Origin of the sequence: Pseudogemmobacter sonorensis (genome assembly GCF_042762395.1) — a bacterium.
In the GTDB taxonomy this organism is placed as follows: domain Bacteria; phylum Pseudomonadota; class Alphaproteobacteria; order Rhodobacterales; family Rhodobacteraceae; genus Pseudogemmobacter; species Pseudogemmobacter sonorensis.
Genome location: NZ_JBEFZE010000006.1, coordinates 31,942 through 56,396, shown reverse-complemented (window position 1 = coordinate 56,396; position 24,455 = coordinate 31,942). Strand labels below are relative to the sequence as shown.

The following is a 24,455-nucleotide window of genomic DNA, read 5'->3' as shown; positions in this document are numbered from 1 at the left end:
AACCGCCAATTCACTCTCTTGGCGCCCGCGCGTTGCGACCGGCCAGAATGGCGCTGACCGCGAAGGCCTTTTCCGGCGTCATTCCCGCCAGCACCGCCGCTGCCGCATCCGGGCGCATGCGGCCAAGGAAGCCCGCCGCGAACTGCGGGTCCATCGCGTCGAAAAGCGCCGCCGCGTCGCGGGGCTTCATCGTCTCGTAGACCGCGGTCAGCCGGGCGAGATCCTCTTCCGCCGCGCTGTCCGCGATGGCGAGGGTGGCGCGCAACGCACGCTCGGCCTCGGCAAGTTCCTCAAGCCGTCCCCGCAGCGCCGCCTCGGCCAGGGACAAGGCGGCCGATCGGTCCCTCATCGCCGCGTCTTCGGCCAGCAGGCGCGATTCGCGCTCGGCCAGGGCGGCCGCCAGCGCATCGGGCGGCGCCGCGCATTCCGTCGCCGCAACCACCGGCGGATCCTCGGACGCGCGGGCGATCGTCAGGCCAAGCCCGTTGCCCAGGCGCAACGCACCCGACGAAGCGAACATCAAGGCGATGGCGATCAGCGCGCCCTGGCCGGTCCTGCGGATCATTCCGCCGCCTCCATCCGGTCGTGCGAGGCCCGTCGACGCACGAAACGGATCTTGCGCGATTCGGCTGTTCCGGCCTCTTCCGGCGCGGCCGCCTCGGGCAGATCGTGCAGGGAAGCCACCATGAGTTCGAGCTGGCGCGCCAGCACCTCGGCGCGTCCGGTCAATTCCGCCAGCCGCTCCTCCGAGCCGCTGGCCACACCCTGCGCCCGCTCCAGAGCCCGGGTCATGCCGTCGACCTCGGCGGAGAGGACGGCGATCGCGCCGCCCATGCCCGATTCGAGCGTGGTGAACCGGCGCAGGCGCAGCGCCAGCACATAGCAGTAGACCGCCGCGCCGACCGTCGCCGCCAGAAGCAGGACATCCATGATCAGATCCATTCGCCGCCCCTATCAATTCAGGATGAATTCGTTGACCAGAAGGTCGCGCACCCGCCCCTCGCCGGTCACGATCTGCACGCGCCGCAGCATCTGGGCGCGCAGCCGGGCCATCGCGCCGGGATCCTCGATCTCGCTGACCGATATCGCGCGCAGATAGCCGTTCAGCACATCGACGATGCGGGGCATCAGAAGATTGACCTCGGACATATGCGGGCGGGCGACCTCAAGCTGCGCGGTGAATTTCAGGAAGCGCCCGCCCGCCGCCGGGCCGAGCGCGACGATGATCGGCTCCATCGCGACGAAGCCGATATCGGGAAGCGGGTCCGGCCCGGCCGTTGCCGGAGCCTGGGCACCGATGCCGGGGAGCATCCCCGACCAGGCAGCGAAAAAGCCGCCACCCCCCAGGGCGAGGGCAAGCAAGACCCCGAGCAGAAGCGGGATCTTCGTTTTTCTTTCGGGCGCCATCTGTGGCGCAAGGGTGGCATCCGACACGTTCGGCCTCCATTCGGGGACAGGAACGAAAATAGATCGAAGGTCACTAACCGATTGTTAATCCAGACCCGGCAATTTCGGCCCGAGCGGGAAGGATTTCCGCTGGAGGCGAGACGTGCAGAATGTGATTTCGACCTGGAACGGACTGGATCTGCGGCGGCGTGCGGTGGTGATCGGCGCGACGATCGCGGTTTTTGTCGCGATTCTCGCGCTGGCGCGGCTGTCGGGCGGGCAGAACATGGTGCTGCTTTACGCCGGGCTAGACGGGCGGGCGGCCGGAGAGGTCGTCTCGGCGCTGGATCAGCGCGCGGTGAACTATGAGGTGCGCGGCGATTCGATCTATGTCGATGCCGCCGCGCGCGATGCGCTTCGGATGGCGCTGGCGGGCGAGGGCCTGCCCGCCACCGGCGGGGCAGGCTACGAGATCCTCGATTCGCTCTCGGGTTTCGGAACCACCTCGCAGATGTTCGATGCCGCCTATTGGCGTGCGAAAGAGGGGGAACTTGCCCGCACCGTGCTTTCAGTTCCAGAGGTGCGCGCGGCGCGGGTGCATATCTCGCAGGGGCCCTCGGATCCGTTCCGGCGCAGCGAACGGCCCACGGCCTCGGTGACGGTCACCACCGCCTCGGGCCGCCTGCCCGAGGATCAGGCGCGCGCCCTGCGCCACCTCGTCGCCTCGGCGGTCGCCGGGATGCGGCCCGAGGATGTGCAGGTGATCGACACCGTCGGCGGGCTGATCGCGGGCGAGGCGGAGGCGGGCGCCGCAAGCGGCTCTGCCGCCTCGGCAAAGGCCGAAGAGATCCGCCGCAGCGTGGAGCGGCTGCTGGCCGCGCGGGTCGGCCCCGGCGGCGCGGTGGTGGAGGTCGCGGTGGAATTGATCACCGAAAGCGAACAGATCACCGAACGGGTCTTCGACCCTCAGGGAAGGGTCGCCATCTCGACCGAGACCCAAGAGACCAGCCGCCAGGACCGGGGATCCGGCGGCGATGTCACCGTGGCCTCTAACCTGCCCGATGGCGACGCCGCAGGGGGTGGCCAGGGCAGCTCGCAATCGACCGAGAGCCGCGAAAGGGTGAATTTCGAGGTCTCGGAAAGCAGCCGCGCGGTGACCAAGGCCCCCGGCGGGATTCGCCGCCTGACCGTCGCGGTCCTGGTCGACGGCCAGATCACCACCGCCCCGGACGGGAGTGTCACCCGCATCCCCCGGCCGGAAGAGGAATTGTCCGCCCTGCGCGAGCTGGTGGCTTCGGCCACCGGCCTGGATGAGGCAAGGGGCGATGTCCTGGTGCTGAAATCCATGGAGTTCGAACCACTTGCCGTGGCCGGGACCGAGGCTGCCACCCCCGGCCTGCTGGGCGGGATGAGCGGGCTCGACATGATGACCTTGATCCAGATCGGGGCGCTTGCACTGGTTGCGCTGGTCCTGGGGCTTTTCGTGCTGCGCCCGATCCTGGCCTCGGGCGGCGCCGCCCTACCACCGCCAGAGCCGCCCCTGGCCCTGCCCCCGCACGCACCGCTGGCCAAGGCCCTGACCGGCGAGATCGACGACGACATCCTGCCCAATGAGCTTCCGGTCGCGGATTACACCCGCCACGCCGCCTTCGTCGGCGAGGATCCCGCCACCCGCCTGCGCCGCCTGATCGACGAACGCCAGGAGGAATCGCTCGAAATCCTGCGCGGCTGGCTCGAACCCGAGGAGGAGCGCGCCTGATGCCGATCCCACGGCTGGAAGTCTTCGAGACCGACACGCCCCAGCCCGCCGGGGCAAAGCAAATCGTCACCACCGATCTGGCCAGCATCGAAGAGGCCAAGCTCGCCGCCTATGAGCAGGGCTTTCAAGCCGGGTGGGACGATGCCGTGGCCGCCCAATCCGAGGATATCGCCCGCATCCGTGCCGATCTGGGCCGCAATCTCCAGGCGCTGTCCTTCACCTATCACGAGGCGCGCGCGCATGTGCTCGGCGCGCTGGAGCCGCTGCTGATCGAGGTGGTCGGGCGCATCCTGCCGGAAACCTCGCGCGAGACGCTGGCCCCGATGGTGGTGGAGCGCCTGATGCCCCTGGCCGAGGCCGGTTCCGACCAGCCCGTGACCCTCGTCCTCAACCCGGTCTCGCGCGCGGCGGTCGAACGCCTGACCGAGGGGCTGGTCGCCGATGCCACCGGCCTGCCCCTGCGGATCGAGGAGGAGCCCTCGCTGGGCGAGGGCCAGGCCTTCCTCCGCCTCGGCGCCGAAGAGGCCCGGATCGACCTGGGCCGCACCACCCATGAGATCGCAACCGCCGTCCGAGCCTTCTTCACCCTGTTGCAGGAGCCCCCTTCCGATGGATGACCTTTCCGAAACCAGCCCCTTCGCCCGCATCCCGATCGAGATCACCATCTCGGTCGGCCGCGCCCGGCCCGCCGTCAAGGAGCTGCTGCGGCTCGACCGCGATGCGATCCTGCCGCTCGACCGCCGGGTCGACGACCCGGTGGAGCTTTACGTCGGCGACCGCCTGATCGCACGCGGCGAACTGACCGAGATGGAGGGCGAAATGGCAGGCCAGCTTGCCGTCCGCCTGACCGAGGTCTCCAATCTGAAGGGCGGATTGTGACGGCGGTCCGGCTTGCCCTGCTGGTCTGGCTGCTGCTCGCGCATCCGCTCGACGCGCAGGAGATCTCGCTGTCGCTCGGCGAGGGCGAAAGCCTTGCACAGCGCTCGGTGCATCTGATCGCCTTGATCACCGTGCTGTCGATCGTTCCGGGCCTTGCGATCATGGTGACCTGCTTTCCCTTCATCGTCACCGTATTGTCGATCCTGCGCCAGGGGCTGGGGTTGCAGCAGGCCCCGCCGAACATGCTGATCATCAGCCTAGCGATGTTCCTGACCTGGTTCGTGATGGACCCCGTCCTGACCGAGGCCTGGGCGGCGGGGATCGGCCCGTTCAGCCGGGCCGAGATCGACATGGCCACCGCCTTCGAGGAAACCGTCGCGCCTTTTCGCGGTTTCATGGCGCTGCGGATAGACCCCGCGACCTTCGCGACGATGGAGGCGCTGCGCCCCGATGCCGGGACGGCCGCGCCGGAGGCGCTGGCCCAGGCGCCGCTTTCGCTGCTGGTGCCGTCGTTCCTGCTCTCCGAGATCCAGCGCGCCTTCGAGATCGGGTTTCTGATCTACCTGCCGTTCCTGATCATCGACCTGGTGGTTTCGGCGATCCTGATGTCGATGGGCATGATGATGGTGCCGCCCGCCGTGGTCTCGCTGCCGTTCAAGCTGGCCTTCTTCGTCGTCGCCGATGGCTGGAGCCTGCTCGCCGCCGCTTTGGTGCGCAGTTACCTGACATGAGCCCCGGCCTCACGCCTTCGGATGGTCGCCTTCGGCAGGAAAACTGCCGGATCTGGCCGCACAGACACCGCGCCGGGCGCCTTGGGTCGGCAGGCGGGCTCTTCGGGCCGCCCCGTGCCCGGCGCGGTTGCGAGATGCGCTCCGCCAAATCGGGGCACGCTCGCGCGAGGGATCACCGCTCGCGAAACGCCTCGTTGGACTTGTAAAGCGGCTTGAGCAGATAGGTCAGGATCGTCTTGCCGCCGGTCTCAAGCTCCACATCGGCCTGCATGCCCGGCCGGATCTCGATATCCTTCTGCCGGGGCGTCAACTGCGACAGATCCACCTTCAGGGTCACGATGTAATGCGGATCGCCATCGGTCGCGCGCGAACGATCGTCAAGGAAAGTGTCGGCCGAGATGAGCGTGACCTCACCCTTCAGGCTGCCCCAGATCGTATAATCATAGGCCGAAAGCTTGATCGTCGCCATCTGGCCCTGGCGCACGGCGGCGATGTCGCGCGGCTTCACCTTGGCGTCGATGTAAAGCTCTTCGTCGAGCGGGATGATCTGGAGGATCTCCTCGCCCGGCCGGACCACGCCGCCGATGGTCGAGATGGCGATCTTGTTCACCACGCCGCGCATCGGCGCCACCAGCGCGGTGCGCGCAAGCTGATCCTCGCCGATCTTGAGGCGCTGCGTCAGCGACGATAGCTCGGCCAGGGTGTCGGAATATTCGCGGGCGCGTTCCAGCTCGGTCTGGGTGATCGTGCCGGAGAGCTTGTTTTCGGCATCCGAATGGGCCTTTTTCGCCCGGGTCACCTCGATCAGCGGCGCGACTTCCTGGTCATACATCCGCTGCATGATGTCGAGCTCCTTGGCCGCCTGTTCCAGAACGGCGCGCGCGCCAGCCTTGCGGGCCTCGAAATCCTCAAGCCGCGCCTTCAGCAGCGTCGCCTCCGAGGCCATGATCTCGGGCACCCGCGCCGCCACCGCCTCGGTCGCGAAGAAACGCGCTTCGCCGCGCATCTCGGCCTCGATCCGAAGCTTGCGGATCTCAAGCCCGGCGATCTGGTCGGCCAGGTCGTCGGTGGCCGACTGGTATTGCGTCGATTGCAACCGGCCGAGGAGCTGGCCCGGCTCCACCACATCGCCCTCGGTCACGTTCAACTCGGCCAGGATCCCGCCTTCGAGGTTCTGGATGATCTGCGCGCGCGAAGAGGAGACCGCCGTGCCCTGCGCGCGCACGATCTCGTCGACCCAGGCGAAGGAAGCCCAGAGCAGAAACACCCCAAGCGCCGCCGCGATCGCCCAGATCACCGCCGAGGGGCGGCGCGAGCGGGTTTCGAATTCCTCGGTCCAGACCGTCATGCCCCCGCCCCCGCCTTGGCCAGATGCGCCAGCACCGCCTCTTTCGGGCCATCCACCGCAAGATGGCCGTTCTGCAGGATCAATGTGCGCGTGGTCAGTTGCAGGATCGGCACCCGATGGGTGGCGATGATCGTGGTGCGGCCCGGAAGCCAGGTCTTCAACCGGCTGACCAGCGTCGCCTCAAGCGTCTGGTCCAGCGCGGCGGTGGGTTCGTCCAGAAGCACCACCTGCGGATCCTGCAGCCACAGCCGGGCCCAGCCGATCGACTGGCGCTGGCCGACCGAAAGCCCCTCGCCCAGCTCGCGGATCTCAAGATCCAGGCCGCGCGGGTGATTGCGCACGAAGGGCCCGAGCCCCGCGAAATCCAGCGCCGCAAGCAACCGCGCATCGTCTCGCTCAAGCTGGGTCATGTTCAGGTTGTCGCGGATCGTGCCCGCGATCAGCCGCACGTCCTGCCCCAGATAGCCGATGCCGCGCCGCAGGTCGCGCGGATGGATCTGGCCCAGATCCAGCCCGTCGAGCAGCACCCGCCCCTTGGTCGGCTCGTAAAGACCGGCGAGCAGCCGCAGAAACGTCGACTTGCCCGAGCCGTTCGCGCCAAGCACCGCCACGCTCTGCCCGGCGGGGATCGCGGCGGCGGGGATTTCCACCGTCACCGGCGCGCCGTCGTCATAGCGGAATTCGATGTTGGAAAGCTCGTAGCTGCCGGTCAGCCGCTCGCGCCGCAGATAGCGGCGGCCGGGCTCTTCGGCCTGGCGCGCATTCGCCACCGCCTCAAGCGCGGTCAGCGCCGCCTTGACCTGGCTCCAGCGCGCCAGCATCGAGGCGACCTGGGCAAGCGGGCCAAGGGTGCGGCCGGTCAGCAGGCCGATGGCGATGATCGTGCCCACGGTGAAATGGCCCGCGAAGACCATATAGGTGCCGACGACCACGGCGGCGACATAGGTCGCCTGCTGTACGCCCTGCGCCCAGGTCGACAGCACATGGGTCAGGTGGCGCTGCTCGGAGCCCTTGACCGCGCTCAGCGTGACCAGTTCGGCCCAGAGCCGCCGCACCCGGCCCTCGCCGCGCTGCGTGGTCACGGTCTCGTGCTCGAAGACGGATTCGTAGAGGAGTTTCGCCGATTTGATCGCCGCGCCCTGGGTCGAGGCGGTCAGTTGCATCATCTTCTTCTGGAACAGGAAGCCCGGCAGCACCATCAGCACGCCGCCCAGGATCAGCACCCAAACCAGATTGCCGCCGATCGAGGCGACCAGCGCCAGGAAGACGATCAGGAAGGGCAGGTCCGCCATCAGCCCCACGGTGGACGAGGTGAAGAACTCGCGCACCTGGCTGAAATCGCGCATCGCCTGGAACACTTCCGAGGGTTTGCGCTCGCCCGGGCCCATCTTCATGCCCAGAAGCCGCGCCATCAGCCGGTCCTGGACCGAGAGTTCGACCTTCTTGCCGGTGCTGTCCATCAGCGCGGCCCGGGCGATCTTCAGCGCGGCCTCAAGCACCACGGCCAGCAGGACGCCGACGGCCAGCACCCAAAGCGTGGGCTGCGACTGATAGGGGATCACGCGGTCGTAGATCTGCATCGAGAACAGCGCGACCGAAACCGCCAGCAAGTTGGCGACCAGCGAGGCGGCGGAAATCTCGACGAAGGGGCGGCGGAAGCTGCGGAACTCGCCCCAGAACCAATGCGGCGGACGGGCGGCCTGGACATGGCGGCCCTCAAGATCGGCGACGGGAATGCGCGCCTGCAGCACCTCGCCCGACCAGACCGAATTGAAATCTTCCCAGGTGACCTCGGTGCGATGTTCGCGCGCGGCGGGATCGTAGATTTCCGGGCCGGTCTGGCCAAGCGCCAGAACCAGCACGATCTGGCCGTTGGTCATCCCCGCAAGCAGCGGAAGCCGGTTCGGCGCCAGCGCCTTTTCGGTCGAACGCCGCACCGAAAGCCCCATCGAGCGCAGCGCGGCCCCCATTTCGGCAAGCCCGGGACGGCCCCCGGCGGCAGCCTTGTTCACATGTTCGGCCAGATCGGCGGCGGCCAGATCGGCACCCAGCACCGCCGCATAGACCGAGGCCAGCTCGGCGCGTTTCTTCACCCGTTCGGAAAAGCGGGGCGCGGCGGGTTGCGCGGTCTCGGGCAGGACGGCGGGGGCGGGTCGCGTACCACCGATCTGGCCCGCGACCTGGCCCGTCTTCTGGGCGTTGATGTCAAAGGCGATGACCCGATCCGTCGTCACATCCTGCCTCCATCCACGAGAACCCCGCGCGTCAGGGCGATTTCAAGCCGCGCCATGCTGATCTGATATTTCAGCGAAGCATGGCTGCGTTTCATCGAGACCAGGGATTCGAACTGGGTCACCAGCTCAAGCAGGCTGCGCCCCCCGGCCCGGTATTGCTCGGTGAAAAGGGTGAGGTTCGCCTCCATCTCGGCCAGGACCTTGCCGTCCTGCACCTGCTGCGCGCTCAGCGAGGCGATCTCGCGCTCCAGCGCGACGATCCGGCGCGCGGCGTCGAGCCCGGCCTCCTCGACCTTGCGGCGTGAGACTTCCTCGGCCTCGTCCAGCGCGCGCAGCTTGTCGGCGCGGCCAAAGCCCAGCACGTCGCCGTTCATCGAAAGCCCGCCGTCCAGTCCTCCATCGCGGGCCACGCTGGCCGAAGCGCCCAAGCCCGGACGAAGCCCGGCGCGCGCGATGCGTACCTCGGCCCCGGTGCGGGCGGCCTCGCCCCGTGCCAGCAACACCGAAAGGGCCTCGGGCCTGCCGGGGTCGGCGGGCAGGTTCGAGATGCCGGTGGCCTTGACCGGCCCGCCCGCCAGCACCGCAAGCTCGGCCAGGGCGGATTCCGCGCCCTGCCGCTCGCTGGTCAGCGAGGCCTCCATCTCGGCCTTCTTCTGGCTGATCACCCGCAATTCGGACTGGTCGGCCAGGCCCCCCTGCATGCGCAGGGTCATGATCCGTTCGAAATCGCGCATCCTGACCAGCGCGGTTTCGGAAATTCCGGCAAGCTCGCGGGCGCGGGCGGCCTCGACGTAAAGCCGCAGCCCGTCATAGACGCGCTGGTTCAGGTCGGAGACCAGCGAGATCGCCGCCACCTCGACATCGGCGGCGGCGAAGTCGCGCTCGGCCTTGCGACGGCCGTTGTCGAAGACCGCCTGGTCGAGGATGAGGCTGGCCGCGATCGAGGACAGCGAGGTCAGGCTGACATCCGGCCCCACGCTGGGCAGCCAGTTCTTCGACCTGGCCCGGGCGGTCAGCCGCTTGACGCGCAATTCGGCCTCGGCCGAGGCGCGACCGGCCTCAAGCACCGCATCGGCCACCTGGGCATAGGCGCTGCCCGCGGGCAGGACCGAACGGCGCTGCGTCAGTTCCGCGATCAGGGGCGAGACGACCTCGCCCGTCTGGTCGAGTTCCGGGGTTCCATCGGCCAGATCGGTGGGGCTGCCGGGCGCGCGCCCCGCCTGCGGCCCGGCGTAGCAGGCCGCCAGCAGCGCGAACGCCGCCATCATCACGGCAGGGCGCATCCGCCCCACCGTGCCGTTCAGGCCGTTGGACCTCTCCATGGCTGATCCTTCGAACAGGGCCTCAGATATAGGTGACGGTGATGTCGTCATCGACGAGCAGCCGGTGGCCGCCCAGCGAGTAGACATCGTAGGTCTGTCCCTGGATGCTGGTGGTCTCGCCGGTCAGGACGGCCTCCGAGGCTTTCAGCTCGACCTGGTCGTCGTCTGCGCCGCGGATGATCAGTTCCTGCTCGGGGCCGGTCAGCACTGCAAGATCGGCGCTGGTCAGCGTCAGCTTGCCACTGGCCGAGGACAGGTCGATGGTGCCGAAGTCGAAATCCTTCAGCGCATCGAGGCTGAGGTCGATGGTCGTGGTGCTGCCCGAAGTGTTGCGGACGTAAAGCGTGCTGGATTCGTTTCCGGCCGCATCCTCGTCGCGGATCACCAGATAGCTGCCATCGGGAACCGAGGTGCCGTTGAAGGTCGCCAGATTGCCGCCTCCGGCCAGATCCACCACCGAGGCGTTGATCTGGGTCGCGACACCGCTGCCGCCGATCGCGAAGAAGGTCAGATCGCCCTCGGCCTGGGTCACCTGGATCCCGTTGAGCTGGTTGCCGGTGCCCAGATCGTTGATGATCAGCGGCGCCGACGGGGCCACGGTGTCGAGCGTGAAGCCGAGCGAGCCGTCATCGCCGATGATGCGGGTGTTGCCCACGATATCGGTCGCGGTGACGGTATAGGTGATCGCGTCCTCGCCGCGCGGCAGGTCGGCCGAAGAGAAGACCGCCGTCCAGTTGCCCGAGGCATCGACCGTGGCGGTCACGCTCTGGCCGGTGGACAGTTTGACGATCACCGTCGAACCCGCCTCGACCGTGCCCGAGATCGAGATCCCGGCCGCGACATTCGCGGCATTGACCACGTTGTTCCCGGCGATGTTGCCGGTCTGGGTCAGCGGATCGACCACGGTGTCGATCTGGATCGTCTCGTTCAGGACGGCGGTGTTGCCGACATGGTCGGTCGCCCGGATCACCAGGGCGGCAGTGCTTTCGCCCTGCGGGATCTGGCCCGCCGGGATGACCGCGCTCCAGCTTCCGTCGGCGGCGACCACGGCGGCCACGACCGCGCCACCGGCAAGCTGCACCGTCACGGTCGAGCCGGGCTCCACCACGCCGGTCACGGTCAGGCCCGAGAGCGATTCGGTGTGGTTCAGCACATTGTCGGTGCCGGTCGAATCCCCGGTCTTGGCGAAGGGCGTCACCTGGGTATCGACGCGGAACACATGCGAGACATTGCTGACGTTTCCGGCCGCATCGGTGGTGGTCGCGGTGACGGTCGCATCATATTGGCCCGCCGGAAGCGCCCCGGCCGGATAGGTCACGGTCCATTTGCCGTCCGCGCCCACGGTCACGGTCTGCGTGACGCCCTGAACCGTCACGGTCAGCGAGGCGCCCGCCGTCGAGGTGCCGGTGATCGAGAAGCCCGCGCCGCTTTCGCTGCCGTTCACGGTGTTGTCGGTGGTGACCGAATCGAAGGTGATCGGATGGGGGATGGTATCGACGACCAGCGTGTCGGTGATCACCGTCTCGTTGCCGAAGGAATCGGTCGCGGTGACCTTGATCGCCGTCTCGTATTCGCCGGTCTCGATCTGGGTGGTCGGGAAGGTGACCGTCCAGGTGCCGCTTTCGGTGATCGTGGTGGTGTGGCTGTGGCCGTTGATCTCGACGACGACGGTCGCGCCCGCCTCGCCGGTGCCCGAGATCTTCACGCCATCGGTGTAATCGACGGCATTCTCGACATGGCCGGTGCTTTTCGCGCCATCGGTGATTTCGACATCCGGGGGGGTGAGGTCGATGATGAACTCGGGCCCCGGCAGTTCGGTCTTGGAGCCGTCGGAATGCTCGAACTCGACCTCGGTCTTGTGGGTGCCGTCGGCGGGCAGGCCGTCTTCGGGGAAGACGACGGACCAGTTGCCGTCCTCGTCGACGGTGGTGGTCTCGGTCTTGTCGCCGACGACAACGGTCACCTTGTCGCCCGGCTCGCCGGTGCCCGAGACCTCGAGCTCCTTGTCCTCGGTCTTGGTCGAGATGCTCGAACTGGAATCGGGCTCGTTGACGGTGGGCGGGCGCGGCCCGGTATCGCCGTCTCCGCCACCGCCGCCGATCAGGCCGCCGACGATGCCGGTTCCGATCACCGCGGCGCCGATGCCGCCCGCGCCGATCAGGCCGGGAACGAAGAGGCCCATGCCCGAAGGCTCGTCATTGACGGACTGGACCATCGCCAGGTCGTCTCGCCCGGCATGGCGCAGATCGTCGAGGGTCGAGAACTTGTCCCAGCCATCCGCGCCGCCATAGGTGGCGACCAGATTGCCGTTCGCCGCATTCGAGAATTCAACCGCGATCACCTCGCCATCTTGCGAGAGGTAAAGCTGGTTCGGCTCGCCCACCGGGTTGAAATACCCGCTCAGCACGATCTGGCGCCCGTCGATCAGGGTGATCGTCAGGTCATTGCCCGAACGCGAATATCCCGCGATGCTGGCGCGCGCCAGGTTCAGCGAGATCTCGTCGCCGATGCCCATCTGAACGAAATTGCTGCTCGCATTCGCCGCAACGGAACCCCGTGCGACACCGCCCACAGAATCGCGGACGGCGAAATCAATCGCCTTGGCCATACTTACTACTCCGCCTCAAGCGCCCGATCTTTGCCGGACATGTTTTTATGTTAGGGCTTTTCGCCGCTATTAGGCGAAGCAGTAACCAGGTTTCGCTTAAATTTCCAGTGGGTATCGGGCGTCTTTAAGGCAGGTGCCGCAGATTTTCGCGCCAATGCGGCGGAAGTGGGACTTTTTGGCAACCATCCGGGCCGATTGTGGCAAAATCTTGGCAACCGTCGCCCGGCCCGGCCCCGCAACCCTTCGCGTCCTGCGCGAACGGCCCCTCACCTTGCGAGAAGAAAGCCCGACAGCCGCGACAGGCCCTCGCGCAGGGTGGCGGTGTCGCAGGCGTAGCCGATCCTCAGCCAGCCCTCCATGTCCAGCGCCGAGCCGGGCAGCAGCATCACCCCCGTCTCGGCCTGAAGCGCCAGGCAGAATTCGGCGGAGGTGACGGGCAGGTCATGGCGCAGCAGCGCCGTCGTGCCCGAGCGCGGCCGCACCCAGTCGATCCGGGGCTCGGCCTCGACCCAGTCGGTCAGAATCGCCAGGTTCCGCCGGGTGATCTCGCGGCTGCGGGCCAATATGCGGTCGGCATGCTCCAGCGCCAGCGCGGCGAAATGGTCGTCCAGGCCCCCCACGCTGATCGTGGTATAGTCGCGATGGATCGAGACGGCATGGATCACCTCTTCGGGGGCCACGACCCAACCCAGCCGCAATCCCGCCAGCGAGAAGGCCTTGGACATGCTGCCGGTCGAGATGCCCTTTTCGTAAAGATCGGCGATCGAGGCGGTGAAGCCGTCCCCGTCCTGGTCGACGCCGCGATAGACCTCGTCGCACAGGATCCAGGCGCCTTCCGCCCGGGCGATGGCGATGATCGCCTCAAGTCCCGCGCGGTCGATCAGCGCGCCGGTCGGATTGTTGGGATTGGTCAGCGCAATCAGCTTGGCGCCCCGCGCCGCGCGGGCGAGTTCCTCCAGATCCGGCAGGAAGCCGTTTTCCGGCCGCAGCCGCACCTCGCGCAGGTTCGCGCCGCAGGCCTCGGGGATCGCGGTATGCTGCTGATAACTCGGCACGACCGAAACCACGATGTCGCCCGGGCCCGCCAGCGCGGAATGCACCAGATGGTTCGCCCCGATCGCGCCATGGGTGACGATCACGTTCTCCGGCCGCTGCCGGTCGAAAAGGCCGCAGATCGCCGCCTTCAGCCGGGCCGAGCCCTCGATGGCGCCATAGCCCATCCGCATCGGCAAGAGTTCGGCCAGATCACCGCCGCCCCGCCCGCAAAGAGCCAGCAATTCGCCGATGGTCAGGGAGTCGACGCAGGTCTCGGCCAGGTTGAACCGCGCGTCATTCTCATGCGCGTTCATCCAGATCTCGACGCCGAATTCGCGGATCTTCATCGCCTGCCCCCGTCACCAAGCAGAAGGGGCGGGATGTCCCGCCCCTTTCGCAAGCCCCGTCCCGGATCAGTTCGCCGGTTGCGCGGCGGCCTGCTGGGCCTGGGCGCGGCGCACCATCTCTTGCCTGTAGAGCGCGACGAAATCGACATTGTCGATGTTGAGCGGCGGGAAGCCGCCATCGCGCGTCACGTCCGAGATGATGCGGCGCACGAAGGGAAACAGCAGGCGCGGCGCCTCGATCAGAAGGAAGGGGTGAAGCTGGTCCTCGGGGACGCCCGCGATCAGGAGGGTGCCGCCGTAGTCCAGCTCCAGCAGGAAGAGCACGTCGCCGTTGGTCTTGTTCTTCGAGGTGACCTTGTATTTGGTCAGCACGTCGAACTGGCCCTCGGCCTGGCGCTTGCGCGCGTCCAAGCTGACCGAGACCTGAATGTCCGGCTGGATGTCGCCCGCATTGATGCCCTTCTGCACCACGACATTCTCGAAGCTCAGGTCGCGCACATATTGTGCCAGCACCTGCATGCGAACCTGCGGTTGCCCGGGGGCGGCGGCGCCATTGCCTGCGGTTTCTTCGGTCATATGATCCTCGTTTGCCAGTCTGCCGCCCGTGACTGGGGGCCCGGAGGCGTCATCGGGGGCGTCATATCGCCATCGTCCCTAGCAGAGCGACCGTCCCGGCTCAATGCCCACAAGGCAACGCCGGGCCCACAAGGCAAAGCCGGGACCGCAGCAGCGCGGGGGGGGGGGGCGGAGCGACGCGCCGATCAATCGTCCCGGCCGACCCATTTCGACGGCGGACGGGCGGAACCGGGGTGGCCGTCGTCCCCGGTGGAGCCTCCGGTGGAGCCCCTGGTGGCGGCGGGCGGAACCTCGACCCACTCGCCGTCGATCACATCCTCGGCCGCGCGGCTTTCCATCCCCGCGGTGACGATGCGAACCCGGCGCATCACCATCCCTGTCAGCAGGCCCTGGACCGGCGGCAGCAGCAGGACGATCCCCGCCGCATCGGTCAGAAAGCCCGGCAGGATCAGCAAGACCGCCGCCAGCGCGCGAAACAACCCCGCCACCGGCGCGCCCTCGCGCAACCCGACCTGGCCGGGCCCGCCGCCCCGCAGCAAAACCGCGCCGCGCGCGATCTCGACCCGCAGCAGGAAGACGCCCAGGATCGCGGTCAGCAGGATCCATCCCAGCACCGCCCAGACCCCGATTTCACCGCCGATCACGACGAAAGCCGCGATCTCGGCCAGGGGCCAGGCCAGCACCAGCATCATCCGCCACATTTCCCGCCGACCTCCATACCGGTTTTCACGCCGCAAGGTTTACTTGCGGCCCTGGGCTGCCTACATAGGTCTGCATCCCCGCCAACCCAAGCGGGTTTCACCATGTTCTTGCAGGGATACCGATGAATTCGTCGCTGATCCAACTTCTCGTGCTGGCCGGGATCGCCATTTTCCTGATCCTGAAGCTGCGCTCGGTCCTTGGCACCCGTGACGGGTTCGAAAAGCCGCCGCTGCCGCTGGAAGACGCCGCGCCCCGGGCGAAGCGCGATTTCGCGGTGATCGAGGGCGGCCCGGACCACGACATCCTCGATCACGTCCCCGAGGGCTCTCCCCAGGCCAAGGCGCTTGCGGCGATGAAACGGGCCGAGCCCGCCTTCGCTCTGACGCCCTTCCTGCAGGGCGCGCGCCAGGCCTATGAGATGATCCTGATGGCCTTCGAGCGCGGCGATCTGGACAGCATCCGCCCCTTCCTCTCCGATGATGTGGAAGCCAGCTTCGCCGAGGTGATCGAGGCGCGCGAGGCCCAGGGCCTGACCGTCGAGGCCGATTTCATCGGCCTGAAGGAACTTGCCGTCGACGACGCCGAATTCTACCCGGAATCCGGCCTGGGCGAGATCACCGTGCGTTTCGTCGGCGAGCTGACCTCGGTCGTGCGCGACAAGTCGGGCGAGATCATCGAGGGCGACGCCAAGACGGCGAAGCGCCAGCGCGACGTCTGGACCTTCGCCCGCAAGCTGGGCTCCGACGATCCGAACTGGCAACTCGTCGCCACCGGCGGCTGAGGCCGCAGGGCGGGGCGATGGGGGACAGATGGGCAGGTTTCGCAACTTCCTGCCGGGGCTGCGCGGCAAGGCCGCCCGGGCGCTGCGGCGCCTTGCGGCCCCCGGCCTGGCCGCTCTGATGGCGACCGGCCAGCCGCCAAGGGCCGAGGTCCTGGCATTCGAATCCCTTGCAGGTTGGCACGAGGGCGGTCAGGCCGATGCGCTGGCCGCCTTTCTTGTCACCTGCGACCGGCTGGATGCGCCCGACTGGCGCGCGGTCTGCGCGCTGGCCCGCGACGTGCCGGGGGACGACACCTCGGCCCGGGCGTTTTTCGAGTTGCTGTTCCGCCCGGTGATCGTCGGCAGCCCGCCCGCGCTTTTCACCGGCTATTACGAGCCGGAACTGAACGGATCCTCCGTGCGCACCCCGCGCCACGCCTGGCCGGTCTACCGCCGCCCGCCGGAGCTGCGCGACGGCATGGTCTATCATTCCCGCGCGGCGATCGAGGGCGGCGCCTTGCGCGGACGCGGGCTTGAGATCGCCTGGCTCGACGATCCGGTCGAAGTGTTCTTCCTGCATATCCAGGGCTCGGGCCGGATCCGCATGACCGACGGCTCGGTGATCCGGCTGGGCTACGCCGGGCGCAACGGCCATGGCTATCGCTCGGTCGGGCAGGAACTGGTGCGGCGCGGCTATTTCCAGCCACACCAGGTCTCGGCCCAGGCCATCGCGGCCTGGGTCCGGCGCAACCCTGGGCTCGGGGCCGAGATGCTCAACCACAACCCCTCCTACATCTTTTTCCGCAGGCTGGACGACCTGCCCGCCCATCTTGGGCCGATCGGCGCCATGGGGCGCTCGATCACGCCGCTGCGCTCGCTGGCGGTGGATCCGGCCTTCACACCCCTGGGCGCGCCTGTCTGGATCGAGAAGGGCGGGCGCGTGGCCCTGAACCGGCTGATGGTGGCGCAGGACACCGGCGGCGCGATCAAGGGCCCGCAGCGGGCGGATATCTTCTACGGCTTCGGCGACAGCGCCGGAGAGGCGGCGGGCATCGTGCGCGACGGCGGGCGGATGGTGCAGCTTCTGCCCATCGACCGGGCCTATGCCGCGCTGGAAGGGCGCTGATCCCTTGGCGCGCAAACGCATATTGCGCCCCGACGAGGCCGAGTTGTGGCAGGCGGTCGCCCGCACCGCCCGCGCCCTGCCCGGCCGCGCGGCGAAGGGCGCGCCCGCGGCCTTCGACCTGCCCGCCCCCGATGCCGTCACGCCCAATCCGGCCGCCGCACGGCCACTGCCCCTGCCCCCGCTGGCAAACCCGCCTGCCTTCCGCATCGGCCAGAAAGCCACCGCGAAGGCCACTGCCGCCCGCCCCCACGACCTTGCCCCGCCGCTGAAGGACATGCCCCTGCGGATGGACATGAAGACCCATGCCCGGATGACCCGGGGCAAGATCCGCCCCGAGGCGCGGATCGACCTGCACGGCATGACGCTGGCCCGGGCCCATCCCGAATTGATCGGCTTCCTGATGCGGGCCCAGGCCGAGGGGCTTCGGCTGGTCCTCGTGATCACCGGCAAGGGCCGCGAGATGCATGACCCGGTGCCCCGCCCGATGGGCGCCCTGCGCCATCAGGTCCCGCATTGGCTGCGCCTGCCGCCGCTCAGCCATATCGTGCTGCAACTGACCGAGGCGCATCTGAAACACGGCGGCAGCGGCGCCTATTACGTCTATCTGCGGCGGTTCTGACCGCTCTAGCACACCGCCAGAAGCGCCAGATGGCGGGCGACGTAATCGCGCCGCACCTCGACCGGCGGGCGCAGCCGGATCTCCAGCCCGCGCACCAGAACGGCATCGACCCGGCCGAAGATCCGGTCCGCCTCAGGGGCCGAGAAACCGGCGATCTGCTCGGCTTCCAGCCGGGCCGAGACGATGTCGGCGGCCTTGATCTGGCGCTTGATCGCGGCGGGCAGCGCCGCGGGCAGGCCGAAGCGCAGATGCACCGCCGCCGCCAGCCGCCGGTCCAACTCGCCATAGCCCGCGCCGATCATCGCCTTGACCGGGCTGATCATGTCCCCCAGCACATATTCCGGCGCGTCGTGCAAAAGCGCGGCCAGCCGCCAGCGCAGGCCCACATCGGGGTTCATGCGATGGAAGATCGTCTCGACCAGCAGCGAATGCTCGGCCACCGAATAGGGGAAATCGCCCCGCGTCTGCCCGTTCCAGCGCGCGACGAAGGCCAGGCCATGGGCGATGTCCTCGACCTCGACATCCATCGGCGTCGGGTCCAGCAGGTCGAGCCTGCGCCCCGACAGCATCCGCTGCCATGCCCGCGCCTGCCGTGCCACCGCCCCGTTCCCCCGACCTGTCCTGCGCGCCCCCGATAACGCCGGGCGGGGCCCGGTGTAAAGCGCGGCCCGCGTTGATACCCCCGCCCCGGGGTGTTATGCCCCGGCCTGAATTGCCAAAAGGAGCAAGGCCGCGCATGGCTGATTACATCGTCAAGGACATCGCCCTGGCCGGATTCGGCCGCAAGGAGCTGACCATCGCCGAAACCGAAATGCCCGGGCTGATGGCCTGCCGCGAGGAATTCGGCCCCTCGCAGCCGCTGAAGGGCGCGCGGATCGCTGGCTCCTTGCACATGACGATCCAGACCGGCGTGCTGATCGAGACCCTGAAGGCGCTTGGCGCCGATGTTCGCTGGGCCTCGTGCAACATCTTCTCGACCCAGGATCACGCCGCCGCCGCCATCGCCGAAAGCGGCACGCCGGTCTTCGCGGTGAAGGGCGAAAGCCTTGAGGAATACTGGGACTACACCGACCGCATCTTCCAGTTCCCCGAGGGCACCTGCAACATGATCCTCGACGACGGCGGGGATGCGACGCTCTACATCCTCATGGGTGCGCGGGTCGAGGCGGGCGAAACCGATCTGATCGCGGTCCCCACCTCGGACGAAGAGGTCTGCCTCTTCAACCAGATCAGGAAGCGCCTGGAGGCCAGCCCCGGCTGGTTCACCAAGCAGCGTGAGGCGATCAAAGGCGTGTCCGAGGAAACCACCACCGGCGTCCACCGCCTTTACGACCTGCACAAGAAGGGCCTGCTGCCCTTCCCGGCGATCAACGTCAACGATTCCGTCACCAAGTCGAAGTTCGACAACAAATACGGCTGCAAGGAATCGCTGGTGGACGGCATCCGCCGCGCGACCGACGTCATGCTCGCGGGGAAGGTCGCCGTGGTCTGCGGCTATGGCGACGTGGGCAAGGGCTCGGCCGCCTCGCTGCAGGGCGCGGGCGCGCGGGTGAAGGTGACCGAAGTGGATCCGATCTGCGCGCTGCAGGCCGCGATGGACGGTTTCGAGGTCGTGGTGCTGGAGGATGTGGTCGCCAGCGCCGACATCTTCATCACCACGACCGGCAACAAGGACGTCATCCGCATCGAGCATATGCGCGAGATGAAGGACATGGCCATCGTCGGCAACATCGGGCATTTCGACAACGAGATCCAGGTGGCCGCGCTGAAGAACCACAAATGGACCAATATCAAGGACCAGGTGGACATGATCGAGATGCCCTCGGGCGCGCGGATCATCCTGCTGTCCGAAGGGCGGCTCTTGAACCTGGGCAATGCGACCGGGCACCCCAGCTTCGTGATGTCGGCCTCTTTCACCAACCAGACCCTGGCGCAGATCGAGCTGTGGACCAAGGGCGAGGACTATGCGCCCGGCGTCTATATCCTGCCCAAGGCGCTGGACGAAAAGGTGGCCCGCCTGCATCTGAAGAAGATCGGCGTCAAGCTGACCGAGCTGAAGCCCGAACAGGCCGACTACATCGGCGTCAAGGTCGACGGGCCCTACAAGGCCGACCATTACCGCTACTGAGGCCCGGTTTTGGCCGTTCCGGCGCGATTATGCGTCGGAACGCGGCTTTTTTCCCATTGCCGTTTGGGACGGGCCGCCTAAACTTCCCCCCGCCTCTCCCAAGGGTGGGGGAAACTGGAAAAGTGAGGATGTGATGGGCAAGCGGGACGAACTGATCGCGAAATATGCCGAGGACCTGACCAGCAAGATCAAGGTGACCCCGGATCTGGCGCTTCTGACGAAGGTCACCATCGGCTGCGGCCCGGCGATCTACAGCAGCGACGCATCGACCGTCGCCGCCTCGGACCCCGAAGAGCTTGAGACGGTGAAGAAGAACTTCCTGATCAAGAAGCTGGGTCTGGCGGACGGGCCGGAACTGGATGCGGGCATCAAGGCCGCTGTCGAGGCCTATGGCTCGTCCGAGCGCAACAAATATCGCGCGGTGTTCTACTATCTGCTCGTCAAGCATTTCGGCAAGGAAGCCGTCTACGCCTGATCGCGCGATCGGGACCGAGACCGGGACGGCCTGTTGGCGATTGTCAAATGCATAACGGCGCGGCATTGTGCCGCGCCGTTATGCATTCCTGCGCCAGCAAGCGCAGATCCAAGCGCCCGAGGCCCCGATGTCCGTCCATTCGCAACCCGCAGCCCGCACCGATTCAACGGTGGTCCCGGTCATCCTGGCCGTGACGCTGGGGCATTTCCTGAACGATCTGATGCAATCCCTGATCCCGGCGGCCTATCCGCTGCTGAAAGAGAACCTTCAACTCTCTTTCACCCAGATCGGGCTGGTCACCTTCGTCTTTCAGGGCACGGCTTCGGTATTGCAGCCGCTGATCGGGCTTTATACCGACCGTCGGCCGCTGCCCTATGCGATGGCGGCGGGGATGGGATCGACCGGGGCCGGGCTGGTTCTGCTGGCCCATGCCTCGCAATTCGCGCTGGTGCTGCTGGCGGTGGCGCTGATCGGGCTGGGATCGGCGGTGTTCCACCCCGAAGCCTCGCGCATCACCCGGCTGGCGGCGGGGATGCGACCCGGTTTCGCCCAATCCCTGTTCCAGGTCGGCGGCAATGCCGGTTCGGCGGTGGGGCCGCTGGCCGCAGCCTATATCGTGCTGGTGCGCGGGCAGGTCTCGATCGAATGGTTCGCGCTGGTGGCGCTTCTGGCCATCGGGCTGCTCTGGGGCGTCGGGCGCTGGTATGTGGCCGAGGGCATCGGCCGCGCGCAGGCGCGCAAGACACGGGCAGCAGTGGCGCTGCCAGGGCGGGTGGTGCGGCTCGGCCTTGGCCTGCTCTTGGTGCTGATGCTCTCAAAGGCCGTCTATTCGGCCGCCTTTTCAAGCTATTACACCTTCTACCTGATCGAGCGGTTCGGTCTGAGCAAAAGCGCCGCCAATATTTGCCTGTTCGTCTTCCTCGCCTCGGTCGCGGCGGGGACGATGATCGGCGGCCCGATCGGAGACCGGATCGGGCGACGCAGGGTCATCCTGTGGTCGATCCTCGGTATCCTGCCGCTGGCGCTGGTGCTGCCCTGGCTGCCGCTGGTCCCGAATGTGATCGTGGCGGCGGCGGCGGGGATGGTACTGGCCTCGTCCTTCCCGGCGATGGTGGTCTATGCCCAGGACCTGCTGCCGCAGAACACCGGCATGGTGGCAGGGCTGCTTTTCGGGCTGGCCTTCGGGCTGGGCGCCTTCGGGGCCGCGATCCTTGGCATCCTGGCCGATCAATGGGGGATCGTGACGGTCTATGGCATCGTGGCCTTCCTGCCGATGCTCGGCCTTGCGGGTTTCCTGCTGCCCGACACCCGGCCCTGAGGCCGCCCCCCCCGGAAACCGGTAGCAATTGGCTCAAATGCCCGGGGCTTTCGGCTTGGCGATTCCGCGCCGACCGCGCTAGAACTGCCTGGCAGGACAGGATGTCCGGAACCTTTTCATATCACGCGGAGGCACGGGGTCGCGTGGGGTGGTGGAGGGTTCCGTAGGGGTGCGGGCCCTCCATCCTTTTTGTGCTGTCCCGTTTGCCCGCAGTGCCCCGCATATCCGCTGCCCCCGGCGCTCGGGGTCCGCCGCGCACCCATGTGGCGGGGCGGCACAAGGTTTTCCAGTTGCCGACCGCGCGGCCCGGGACGTCCTGAAAACGGCAGAGCCTCTGGCCCGGTCCGGCGCCGCCCTGCGCCCTGGGCAGACCGGCTCAGACCCCGCCGAGACGGCTGACGATCTCCCACTCCGCCGCCGTCACCGGCTGCACCGAAAGCCGGGTGTTGTTGACCAGAACCATCTTCTCCAGCCCCGGCGTGACCTTGCATTCCTCAAGCGTGACCGGGCGCAACAGCGGTTTGACCGCCTTGATCCAGACGCAATCCCAGCGGGGGTCGTCGGTGGTGCTGTCGGGGCTGCTCTCGCGGCAGACCTCGACGATGCCGACCGCCGCCTTGCCGATGTTGGAATGGTAGAAGAAGCCCAGATCGCCGATCTTCATCGCCCGCATGTTGTTGCGCGCCTGATAGTTGCGCACGCCATGCCATTCCTCGCCCGCCTCGCCGCGTGCGACCTGCTGGTCCCAGCTCCAGGCATCGGGTTCGGATTTGAAAAGCCAGTAGTTCATCCGATCACCTTCTTCCATTCGCGGATCTCGACCGACTGGAAGAGGCCCGCGCCCGCATAGGGATCGCCCGCCGCCCAGGCCCGCGCCGCCGCCAGATCGGGCACGTCCAGCACCAGCAGGCTGCCCGTCATGCCGCCCTGGTCATCCAGGAAGGGCCCGGCCATCTCGACCACGCCGGTGTCGGACAGATAGGCCAGATGCGCGTCGCGATTGGCCTTGCGCGTCTCGATATGGCCGGGTTTGTCGATGCAGATCAGCGCCACGCGCATGGGTTCACTCCTGTTTCAACGGGCGCGACATCAATTGCCGCACCGCCTCTTCGACTTCGATTTCGGCATTGGTCAGCCGCGCCACCATGGCCGCGACCGGCAGTTCCACCCCCAGCCGCGCCGCGAGGCGGACCGAGGCCCGCGCCGTCGCCACGCCCTCGACCGTCGCGACGGGCACCGCCCGCCCGGCACCAAGCGCGAAACCGTGCGAGAAGTTGCGCGACTGCGCCGAGGTGCAGGTGAGGATCAGATCGCCAAGGCCCGAAAGCCCCGAGAGCGTCTCGGCCCGCGCGCCAAGCGCCTGCGCCAACCGCCCCATTTCGGCATAGCCGCGGGTGATCAGCGCGGCCCGCGCGCTGTCGCCCAAGCCCGCCCCCACCACCACGCCCGCCGCGATGGCGATCACGTTCTTCATCGCGCCGCCCAGTTGGGCGCCCACCACGTCATCCGTGCGGTAAAGCCGCAGGGCAGGCGTGGACAGGCGGTGCTGAAGCGCCTCGGACCCGGGATGGGCGCAGGCCAGCGTGAGCGCCGTCGGCAGGCCGCGCGCGATGTCGGCGGCAAAGCTCGGCCCGGTCAGGACGGCGATGGCGCCCCCTGCCCCGGCGTCCAGGATCACCTCGGCCGGGCCTTGCAGGGTGTCGAGGTCGATCCCCTTGCAGCAGGCGACCAGATCCGCCGCCAGCAAATCGTGACCCGGGCCGGAGAGGAAGCCGCGCAGGGCCTGCATCGGCATCGCCAGCAGCACCAGCTCGGTCTGCGCCAGTTCGGGCAAGGTCTCGACCACATGCAGCGCCTCGGGCAGGGTCACGCCGGGCAGCCTGGGGTTCGCGCGGCTGTCGCGCATCGCCGCCCGGGCGGAACCGTCGCGGGCCCAGAGCCGCACCTCGCGCCCCTCGGCCGCCAGGGCCAGCGCAAGCGCGGTTCCGAACGCCCCTGCCCCGGCGATCCCGATCATGCCTTGGCCCCCCTGCGGCCCGAGCCGATCAGGGGCGCCGCCGCCTCGTCCAGCGGCCAGCGCGGGCGCGCGACCATGGCGGTGTCATCGCGATGCCCGGCCAGATGGCGCTCGATCCCGGCAAAAGCGATCATCGCGCCATTGTCGGTGCAAAGCCGCAGCGGCGGCGCAAGGAAGCGGACATCTGCCGCCGCCGCGACCTGTTGCAGGCGCGCGCGGATCGCGGAATTGGCGGCCACGCCCCCCGCTACCGCGATCACGGGCGCGGGGAACAGCGCCAGCGCCCGGCGGGTCTTCTCGGCCAGCACATCGGCGACGGCGGCCTGGAACCCCGCGCAAAGATCGCGCCGGTCCTGCACGCCCAGCCCGCCCTTCTCCGCGATCAGCGCATCGCGCGCGCGCAGCACCGCCGTCTTCAACCCGCTGAAGGACAGGTCGCACCCCGGCCGGTCCAGCAGCGGGCGGGGAAAGGCGAAGCGTTTCGGATCGCCCGCCGCCGCCTCGCGCTCCACCTGCGGGCCACCGGGTTGGGGCAGGGCCAACAGCTTCGCCACCTTGTCGAAGGCCTCGCCCGGGGCATCGTCTATGGTAGAGCCCAGGCGGCGGAAATCCTCCGCCCCCTCCACCGCGAGGAACTGGCAATGCCCGCCCGAGACCAGCAGCATCAGATAGGGATAGCCGATCCCGTCGGTCAACCGGGGCGTCAGCGCATGGCCCGCCAGATGGTTGACGCCCACCAGCGGCAGCCCGGTCGCCACCGCGATCCCCCGCGCCAGCATCATCCCCGACAAGAGCCCGCCGATCAGCCCCGGCCCCGCCGTCACCGCCACGCCGTCCAGATCGCCGAAGCCAAGGCCCGATTGCGCCAGCGCCGCCTCGACCGCATGGTCCAGCCGTTCGGCATGGGCGCGGGCGGCGATCTCGGGCACCACCCCGCCGAAGGGGGCATGCAGCGCGGCCTGCCCCTCGACGACCGAGGCCAGAACCTCGGCCCGCCCGCCGGGCACGGCAAGCCGGACCACGGCGGCGGCGGTGTCGTCGCAGCTTGATTCGATGCCCAGAAAGGTGATCGTCCCGGCCATGGC

25 protein-coding genes are annotated in these 24,455 nt (G+C 68.0%); 10 read left to right on the top strand and 15 right to left on the bottom strand.

Annotated elements, in window-relative coordinates; genetic code table 11:
- Positions 1-10: 10 nt before the first annotated feature.
- The 3 genes from ABNX41_RS06635 to ABNX41_RS06625 are packed head-to-tail and all read right to left on the bottom strand — an operon-like array spanning position 11 to position 1,434.
- Positions 11-565, bottom strand: coding sequence for a MotE family protein (locus tag ABNX41_RS06635; protein WP_438668938.1), 555 nt, complete (start codon positions 563-565; stop codon positions 11-13).
- Positions 562-942, bottom strand: a complete 381-nt coding sequence (locus tag ABNX41_RS06630) for a hypothetical protein (protein WP_438668937.1) — start codon at positions 940-942, stop codon at positions 562-564. The genes ABNX41_RS06635 and ABNX41_RS06630 overlap by 4 nt, the downstream gene beginning before the upstream one ends.
- A 12-nt stretch (positions 943-954) precedes the next feature.
- Positions 955-1,434: a flagellar basal body-associated FliL family protein gene (locus tag ABNX41_RS06625; protein ID WP_438668936.1), complete on the bottom strand. Its 480-nt coding sequence runs from the start codon at positions 1,432-1,434 to the stop codon at positions 955-957.
- Positions 1,435-1,549: 115 nt separating this feature from the next.
- Here ABNX41_RS06625 and fliF point away from each other — a divergent pair, with 115 nt between their 5' ends.
- From fliF to fliP, 4 genes are read left to right on the top strand one after another with little or no spacing between them, the layout of a single operon-like run.
- Positions 1,550-3,145 (top strand): flagellar basal-body MS-ring/collar protein FliF, encoded by a 1,596-nt coding sequence (gene fliF / locus ABNX41_RS06620; protein ID WP_438668935.1) that lies wholly within the window; start codon positions 1,550-1,552, stop codon positions 3,143-3,145.
- On the top strand, positions 3,145-3,762 hold the full coding sequence (locus tag ABNX41_RS06615) for a FliH/SctL family protein (RefSeq protein WP_438668934.1): 618 nt from the start codon (positions 3,145-3,147) through the stop codon (positions 3,760-3,762). Before fliF ends, ABNX41_RS06615 begins: the two co-directional genes overlap by 1 nt.
- Complete coding sequence (locus tag ABNX41_RS06610) at positions 3,755-4,024, top strand: FliM/FliN family flagellar motor switch protein (RefSeq protein ID WP_438668933.1); 270 nt, start codon at positions 3,755-3,757, stop codon at positions 4,022-4,024. Before ABNX41_RS06615 ends, ABNX41_RS06610 begins: the two co-directional genes overlap by 8 nt.
- The gene (fliP, locus tag ABNX41_RS06605) at positions 4,018-4,755 is read left to right on the top strand and encodes a flagellar type III secretion system pore protein FliP (protein ID WP_438669073.1); all 738 of its coding nucleotides are present in this window, start codon (positions 4,018-4,020) and stop codon (positions 4,753-4,755) included. Before ABNX41_RS06610 ends, fliP begins: the two co-directional genes overlap by 7 nt.
- A gap of 172 nt (positions 4,756-4,927) precedes the next feature.
- Here fliP and ABNX41_RS06600 read toward each other — a convergent pair whose 3' ends face one another.
- The 7 genes from ABNX41_RS06600 to ABNX41_RS06570 all read right to left on the bottom strand — a co-directional run bounded on the left by ABNX41_RS06600 (position 4,928) and on the right by ABNX41_RS06570 (position 14,926).
- Positions 4,928-6,103, bottom strand: a complete 1,176-nt coding sequence (locus ABNX41_RS06600; RefSeq protein WP_438668932.1) for a beta-barrel domain-containing protein — start codon at positions 6,101-6,103, stop codon at positions 4,928-4,930.
- A complete protein-coding gene (locus ABNX41_RS06595; RefSeq protein ID WP_438668931.1) occupies positions 6,100-8,337 on the bottom strand; it encodes an ATP-binding cassette domain-containing protein in 2,238 nt (745 codons plus the stop codon). The genes ABNX41_RS06600 and ABNX41_RS06595 overlap by 4 nt, the downstream gene beginning before the upstream one ends.
- Positions 8,334-9,659 carry a TolC family protein gene (locus ABNX41_RS06590; RefSeq protein ID WP_438668930.1) on the bottom strand — a complete coding sequence of 442 codons (1,326 nt, stop codon included), beginning with the start codon at positions 9,657-9,659 and terminating at the stop codon, positions 8,334-8,336. The genes ABNX41_RS06595 and ABNX41_RS06590 overlap by 4 nt, the downstream gene beginning before the upstream one ends.
- A gap of 22 nt (positions 9,660-9,681) precedes the next feature.
- Positions 9,682-12,267, bottom strand: coding sequence for an Ig-like domain-containing protein (locus tag ABNX41_RS06585; protein ID WP_438668929.1), 2,586 nt, complete (start codon positions 12,265-12,267; stop codon positions 9,682-9,684).
- A gap of 266 nt (positions 12,268-12,533) precedes the next feature.
- Positions 12,534-13,649 (bottom strand): aminotransferase, encoded by a 1,116-nt coding sequence (locus ABNX41_RS06580; protein WP_438668928.1) that lies wholly within the window; start codon positions 13,647-13,649, stop codon positions 12,534-12,536.
- Between the two features lie 66 nt (positions 13,650-13,715).
- On the bottom strand, positions 13,716-14,225 hold the full coding sequence (gene secB / locus ABNX41_RS06575; RefSeq protein WP_438668927.1) for a protein-export chaperone SecB: 510 nt from the start codon (positions 14,223-14,225) through the stop codon (positions 13,716-13,718).
- A gap of 185 nt (positions 14,226-14,410) precedes the next feature.
- Positions 14,411-14,926, bottom strand: coding sequence for an FxsA family protein (locus tag ABNX41_RS06570; RefSeq protein WP_438668926.1), 516 nt, complete (start codon positions 14,924-14,926; stop codon positions 14,411-14,413).
- Positions 14,927-15,048: 122 nt separating this feature from the next.
- On the opposite strand from ABNX41_RS06570, the gene ABNX41_RS06565 reads away from it, so the two are divergent.
- The 3 genes from ABNX41_RS06565 (at position 15,049) to ABNX41_RS06555 (ending at position 17,432) form a co-directional block, all read left to right on the top strand.
- The gene (locus ABNX41_RS06565; protein WP_438668925.1) at positions 15,049-15,708 is read left to right on the top strand and encodes a Tim44/TimA family putative adaptor protein; all 660 of its coding nucleotides are present in this window, start codon (positions 15,049-15,051) and stop codon (positions 15,706-15,708) included.
- 118 nt (positions 15,709-15,826) lie between these two features.
- Positions 15,827-16,813, top strand: coding sequence for a murein transglycosylase A (mltA, locus tag ABNX41_RS06560; RefSeq protein ID WP_497883248.1), 987 nt, complete (start codon positions 15,827-15,829; stop codon positions 16,811-16,813).
- 4 nt (positions 16,814-16,817) lie between these two features.
- Entirely contained in the window at positions 16,818-17,432 is a 615-nt protein-coding gene (locus ABNX41_RS06555; RefSeq protein ID WP_438668923.1) for a Smr/MutS family protein, read from the top strand.
- A 5-nt stretch (positions 17,433-17,437) separates the two neighbouring features.
- On the opposite strand, the gene ABNX41_RS06550 is transcribed toward ABNX41_RS06555, so the two are convergent.
- The gene (locus tag ABNX41_RS06550) at positions 17,438-18,001 is read right to left on the bottom strand and encodes an HD domain-containing protein (RefSeq protein ID WP_438669072.1); all 564 of its coding nucleotides are present in this window, start codon (positions 17,999-18,001) and stop codon (positions 17,438-17,440) included.
- Between the two features lie 167 nt (positions 18,002-18,168).
- On the opposite strand from ABNX41_RS06550, the gene ahcY reads away from it, so the two are divergent.
- From ahcY to ABNX41_RS06535, 3 genes are all read left to right on the top strand, one after another.
- The gene (ahcY, locus tag ABNX41_RS06545; RefSeq protein WP_438668922.1) at positions 18,169-19,560 is read left to right on the top strand and encodes an adenosylhomocysteinase; all 1,392 of its coding nucleotides are present in this window, start codon (positions 18,169-18,171) and stop codon (positions 19,558-19,560) included.
- A 133-nt stretch (positions 19,561-19,693) separates the two neighbouring features.
- Positions 19,694-20,035, top strand: coding sequence for a DUF2853 family protein (locus tag ABNX41_RS06540; RefSeq protein WP_438668921.1), 342 nt, complete (start codon positions 19,694-19,696; stop codon positions 20,033-20,035).
- A gap of 127 nt (positions 20,036-20,162) precedes the next feature.
- Positions 20,163-21,353, top strand: coding sequence for an MFS transporter (locus ABNX41_RS06535; RefSeq protein WP_438668920.1), 1,191 nt, complete (start codon positions 20,163-20,165; stop codon positions 21,351-21,353).
- A gap of 376 nt (positions 21,354-21,729) precedes the next feature.
- Here ABNX41_RS06535 and ABNX41_RS06530 read toward each other — a convergent pair whose 3' ends face one another.
- Genes ABNX41_RS06530 through tsaD form a run of 4 tightly spaced genes read right to left on the bottom strand, consistent with a single transcriptional unit; the run spans position 21,730 to position 24,452 of the window.
- Entirely contained in the window at positions 21,730-22,143 is a 414-nt protein-coding gene (locus ABNX41_RS06530; protein WP_438669071.1) for an EVE domain-containing protein, read from the bottom strand.
- Complete coding sequence (locus ABNX41_RS06525; protein WP_438668919.1) at positions 22,140-22,412, bottom strand: YciI family protein; 273 nt, start codon at positions 22,410-22,412, stop codon at positions 22,140-22,142. The genes ABNX41_RS06530 and ABNX41_RS06525 overlap by 4 nt, the downstream gene beginning before the upstream one ends.
- Positions 22,413-22,416: 4 nt before the next feature.
- Entirely contained in the window at positions 22,417-23,370 is a 954-nt protein-coding gene (locus ABNX41_RS06520; protein WP_438668918.1) for an NAD(P)H-dependent glycerol-3-phosphate dehydrogenase, read from the bottom strand.
- Complete coding sequence (gene tsaD, locus ABNX41_RS06515) at positions 23,367-24,452, bottom strand: tRNA (adenosine(37)-N6)-threonylcarbamoyltransferase complex transferase subunit TsaD (protein WP_438668917.1); 1,086 nt, start codon at positions 24,450-24,452, stop codon at positions 23,367-23,369. Before tsaD ends, ABNX41_RS06520 begins: the two co-directional genes overlap by 4 nt.
- Between the last annotated feature and the right edge of the window lie 3 nt (positions 24,453-24,455).

What these genes read in the sequence shown, in the direction of transcription:
- ABNX41_RS06590 (WP_438668930.1), bottom strand. Translation starts at nt 9,659, where the DNA reads ATGGAGAGGTCCAACGGCCTGAACGGCACGGTGGGGCGGATGCGCCCT.
- tsaD (WP_438668917.1), bottom strand. Translation starts at nt 24,452, where the DNA reads ATGGCCGGGACGATCACCTTTCTGGGCATCGAATCAAGCTGCGACGAC.
- ahcY (WP_438668922.1), top strand. Translation starts at nt 18,169, where the DNA reads ATGGCTGATTACATCGTCAAGGACATCGCCCTGGCCGGATTCGGCCGC.
- ABNX41_RS06530 (WP_438669071.1), bottom strand. Translation starts at nt 22,143, where the DNA reads ATGAACTACTGGCTTTTCAAATCCGAACCCGATGCCTGGAGCTGGGAC.
- ABNX41_RS06525 (WP_438668919.1), bottom strand. Translation starts at nt 22,412, where the DNA reads ATGCGCGTGGCGCTGATCTGCATCGACAAACCCGGCCATATCGAGACG.
- secB (WP_438668927.1), bottom strand. Translation starts at nt 14,225, where the DNA reads ATGACCGAAGAAACCGCAGGCAATGGCGCCGCCGCCCCCGGGCAACCG.
- ABNX41_RS06580 (WP_438668928.1), bottom strand. Translation starts at nt 13,649, where the DNA reads ATGAAGATCCGCGAATTCGGCGTCGAGATCTGGATGAACGCGCATGAG.
- ABNX41_RS06570 (WP_438668926.1), bottom strand. Translation starts at nt 14,926, where the DNA reads ATGTGGCGGATGATGCTGGTGCTGGCCTGGCCCCTGGCCGAGATCGCG.
- ABNX41_RS06600 (WP_438668932.1), bottom strand. Translation starts at nt 6,103, where the DNA reads ATGACGGTCTGGACCGAGGAATTCGAAACCCGCTCGCGCCGCCCCTCG.
- ABNX41_RS06630 (WP_438668937.1), bottom strand. Translation starts at nt 942, where the DNA reads ATGGATCTGATCATGGATGTCCTGCTTCTGGCGGCGACGGTCGGCGCG.
- ABNX41_RS06610 (WP_438668933.1), top strand. Translation starts at nt 3,755, where the DNA reads ATGGATGACCTTTCCGAAACCAGCCCCTTCGCCCGCATCCCGATCGAG.
- ABNX41_RS06540 (WP_438668921.1), top strand. Translation starts at nt 19,694, where the DNA reads ATGGGCAAGCGGGACGAACTGATCGCGAAATATGCCGAGGACCTGACC.
- ABNX41_RS06520 (WP_438668918.1), bottom strand. Translation starts at nt 23,370, where the DNA reads ATGATCGGGATCGCCGGGGCAGGGGCGTTCGGAACCGCGCTTGCGCTG.
- ABNX41_RS06565 (WP_438668925.1), top strand. Translation starts at nt 15,049, where the DNA reads ATGAATTCGTCGCTGATCCAACTTCTCGTGCTGGCCGGGATCGCCATT.
- ABNX41_RS06535 (WP_438668920.1), top strand. Translation starts at nt 20,163, where the DNA reads ATGTCCGTCCATTCGCAACCCGCAGCCCGCACCGATTCAACGGTGGTC.
- mltA (WP_497883248.1), top strand. Translation starts at nt 15,827, where the DNA reads ATGGCGACCGGCCAGCCGCCAAGGGCCGAGGTCCTGGCATTCGAATCC.
- ABNX41_RS06615 (WP_438668934.1), top strand. Translation starts at nt 3,145, where the DNA reads ATGCCGATCCCACGGCTGGAAGTCTTCGAGACCGACACGCCCCAGCCC.
- ABNX41_RS06585 (WP_438668929.1), bottom strand. Translation starts at nt 12,267, where the DNA reads ATGGCCAAGGCGATTGATTTCGCCGTCCGCGATTCTGTGGGCGGTGTC.
- ABNX41_RS06550 (WP_438669072.1), bottom strand. Translation starts at nt 18,001, where the DNA reads ATGCTGTCGGGGCGCAGGCTCGACCTGCTGGACCCGACGCCGATGGAT.
- ABNX41_RS06635 (WP_438668938.1), bottom strand. Translation starts at nt 565, where the DNA reads ATGATCCGCAGGACCGGCCAGGGCGCGCTGATCGCCATCGCCTTGATG.